The sequence below is a fragment of the Aphanizomenon sp. CS-733/32 genome (genome assembly GCF_028330045.1).
Taxonomy (GTDB): domain Bacteria; phylum Cyanobacteriota; class Cyanobacteriia; order Cyanobacteriales; family Nostocaceae; genus Dolichospermum; species Dolichospermum gracile.
On the sequence record NZ_JAQMSE010000139.1, the window covers coordinates 1 to 3233 of the forward strand.

Sequence of the window (3233 nt, forward strand, 5' to 3'; positions counted from 1 at the left end):
ATCAAAATCAAGAAACATGGACGTTTTGCTAAAAGTGTTTTTCGTTACGGTTTAGATTATCTGCGTTCTCTTGTTACTGATTTAGATTTGAAATATGACGACTTTCTTCTCTCTCTCAATTTTTTGTCCTGTACTTAGAACCTAAGTAGGTGAACACAATAAAACCAAACTGTGTAAAGAAATGTAAAATCGCCCAAACCCTCTTCACTCTTGCCTCTTGCATGAGTGCCTTTTGCCTTGCCATAACAACAATTTTCAACGCCAACCTACTTATATAATTAGTTTTGGTTTGTAATTTTAAATTGTCATGACTCTACCTAACTGGATTACTTTTTCTCGACTACTGGGAATACCTTTTTTACTTTACGGCTTATATAATCCCACCAATGAAGCCAAATGGATATGTTTAACTATATTTTTAGTTGCTGCCCTAACTGATTGGTTAGATGGATATTTAGCCAGAAAACTGAACCAAATTAGCGAGTTAGGTAAATTTCTTGATCCTTTGGTAGATAAATTATTGGTACTTGCACCATTATTAGTATTGGTAGAATTAGGAAAAATTCCAGCTTGGGCAGTGTTCATAATTTTAGCACGGGAATTAGCGATCGCTGGTTGGCGAGTTAATCAAACCACCATCACTGGTGCAAATATTTGGGGTAAACTGAAAACAGTTAGTCAAATTATTGCCATATCTCTCCTAATTGCTCCCTTATCTCCAACTTGGCAAACTCCTATTTTAATTACCTTTTGGATATCGGTAATATTAACAATTATTTCAGGAATAATTTATCTCATTCCTCAAAAAATTAGCGAGTAAAATCAAAGTAGAGCAAATTAAATGTCTAGAATAGAAGGCTTTAGAGTTAGAAATTACAGAGTTATTCGTGATATTACCTTGGGGAAATTGTGGAATACACAAAGTGCCAAGCCATTAACACCAATGACAGCGGTTATTGGTAAGAATGGCGTGGGAAAAAGCACGATTTTTGACATTTTTGGCTTTCTTGCTGATTGCTTGAAAAATGGAGTAGAAGAAGCTTGTTATGCTCATGGTCGTGGTGGGTTTGAAAAAATTCTCTCTCAAGGACAACAGGGAAGTATTGAGTTTGAAATCTATTATAAAGAAGATGGTAATGCTCGACCAATTACTTATGAATTAGCCATAGATATTGACTCATTTCAAAGACCTTATGTAAAAAAAGAGAGACTGAGACAACGCAGAATAGGACAACCTAAGGGACAACCTTTTTCTTTTTTAATTCTCAATGAAGGCAGAGGAATCGCATGGAAAGGTGAACAACAAGGTAAGCAAGATGATTTTGATGTGTCAGATTTAATGGATAAAATCCAAAGAGGTGAAGCAGAAGAAGAAACTAAAGAAACCGAAGTAGTTGAACTTGATGATCCGCGAAAACTGGGAATTGCTACTTTAGGTTCACTTAAACAACATCCCCGAATTTCTATGTTTAGAAGATTTATTGAAGGGTGGTATTTAAGCTATTTTACACCAGATGCTGCCCGCAGTTTACCTCTAGCCGGACCACAAAAGCATTTGAATATTCATGGAGATAATTTAGGTAATGTAGTTCAATTTATGGAAAGAGAACATCCCAAAAAGTTTCAATCCATACTGGAAAAAATAGCGAATAAAATTCCCGGTGTCAATAAGATTAGCACTTACCCAAGTCCAGATGGAAGACTGCTTTTGTGTTTCAACGACAAGGGATTTCAAGACCCATTTTATTCTCAACAAATGTCAGATGGTACACTAAAAGTATTTGCCTATCTTCTGATGTTAGAAGACCCTTCACCACCACCATTTTTGTGTATCGAAGAACCGGAAAATGGACTTTATCATAAACTTTTAGAAACCCTAGCCAGAGAATTTCGAGAACACACTAGAGGTCAGAAAGGTGGGTCACAAATATTTGTGACAACACATCAACCATATTTTGTAGATGCTCTTGAACCTGAAGAAGTTTGGGTATTAGAAAAGGGTGACGATGGATTTGCTAAAATTAAGCGGGCTAGTGAAGATCCTCTGATAAATAATCTTGTTTCTGAGGGTTTGCCCCTGGGTGGACTTTGGTACAGTGACTACTTGGACGCAAGGTGAATATATGCACTTTGAAATATTAGTTGAGGATATTTCTGGCAAAACTACTCTTGATATTCTTAGACTCTTGTGAACCTAAACCAAAGACGCAATTTTGTATTGCTATTGAGGAAGGAGAAGCATGGTATTTAGGTGATTTAGCAGCAGTAAAGACGGCTTATCCAAATGCCAAACTAGCAACCCTAAATTCTTATGCTAATGATGATATTTGTGGCACATGGGAGAAGTTAGCCGACGCAGTATATCCTGGTGGTTGTCAAAAGTTGTCTCAACTTCCTTATCAGGTAATTGGTAAAGAGAAAACAACTTGGGCTGAAAAGATATCTCCTCTAATGGATATTGATAATAATCAATCACCAAGCTTTTGTTATTTTCGAGATCAGCTTCGACGTTTAAGTGAGCAGTAAAGCAATAAATGGCAATAAAAAACCCTGGCGAAACTGACCAGGGTTAATTAGGAGAAAATTTGAATGACGATTAGATACAAATACCGAAGCGGGAAATTTTAGCTAACCCCCAAAGTAATTAGAACTATAGAAGTTAAAAATAATATTGCTACTACACCTTGAAAAGCATAGTTGCTTTGTTGCGCTTTTGTAGGAAATTCTGCATAGTAAAGTTTGGGTTCTTTGGCGTAGTTGTTAAGAATGCCTTTTTCATCAGTTGTGGTATACATAATGTTTTTTCTTGGGTTTGTTACTTTATGTAAATTAATATAACAATTTTGTTACGAAGTGTCAATAGAACTTGACAAAAAAATAATTGATGCTAGGAATAGGTGCTGCTGATCATCGAAGAAAAAATCTCGGTGACAGCAGCCATAAAAAAACCACCTGCGCGGGTTTCCAGTGGAAAATTAGCGGAGGTGGGTGGAGCTTAATTTGACTCTCTCAGGGCTAAAGCCGCTGAAATTCTTTAATCTAAGACATGAATCGCTTAGACAAGATTTCTCCAAACTGAATGGAGGTCTTATCTCGTGACGTACTCCACACACTCCCTTTCAGGTGAGTGTGGGCTTCTCAGTGACTCCTCTATGAGGACATTAACTGAGCTTTAAGACCGTGCGCCCCACGGTTCTTTGGTTTTGAGATTTGTTTTTTGTTTTGTAGGCTGC

Annotated in this window: 4 protein-coding genes and 1 pseudogene; 4 read left to right on the forward strand and 1 reads right to left on the reverse strand. The window is 36.9% G+C overall.

Going from position 1 to position 3233, the window contains the following annotated elements; translation table 11 throughout:
* From PN471_RS23450 to PN471_RS10825, 4 genes and pseudogenes are all read left to right on the forward strand, one after another.
* Window positions 1-138, forward strand: a pseudogene (locus PN471_RS23450) (IS4 family transposase); the annotation flags it as partial.
* Between the two features lie 169 nt (window positions 139-307).
* Window positions 308-820 carry a CDP-diacylglycerol--glycerol-3-phosphate 3-phosphatidyltransferase gene (pgsA, locus tag PN471_RS10815; RefSeq protein WP_271776853.1) on the forward strand — a complete coding sequence of 171 codons (513 nt, stop codon included), beginning with the start codon at window positions 308-310 and terminating at the stop codon, window positions 818-820.
* Between the two features lie 21 nt (window positions 821-841).
* On the forward strand, window positions 842-2119 hold the full coding sequence (locus PN471_RS10820) for an AAA family ATPase (RefSeq protein ID WP_271776854.1): 1278 nt from the start codon (window positions 842-844) through the stop codon (window positions 2117-2119).
* A gap of 50 nt (window positions 2120-2169) precedes the next feature.
* Window positions 2170-2526, forward strand: coding sequence for a hypothetical protein (locus PN471_RS10825; RefSeq protein ID WP_271776855.1), 357 nt, complete (start codon window positions 2170-2172; stop codon window positions 2524-2526).
* Between the two features lie 98 nt (window positions 2527-2624).
* Here PN471_RS10825 and psb34 read toward each other — a convergent pair whose 3' ends face one another.
* On the reverse strand, window positions 2625-2795 hold the full coding sequence (psb34, locus tag PN471_RS10830) for a photosystem II assembly protein Psb34 (protein WP_271776856.1): 171 nt from the start codon (window positions 2793-2795) through the stop codon (window positions 2625-2627).
* Between the last annotated feature and the right edge of the window lie 438 nt (window positions 2796-3233).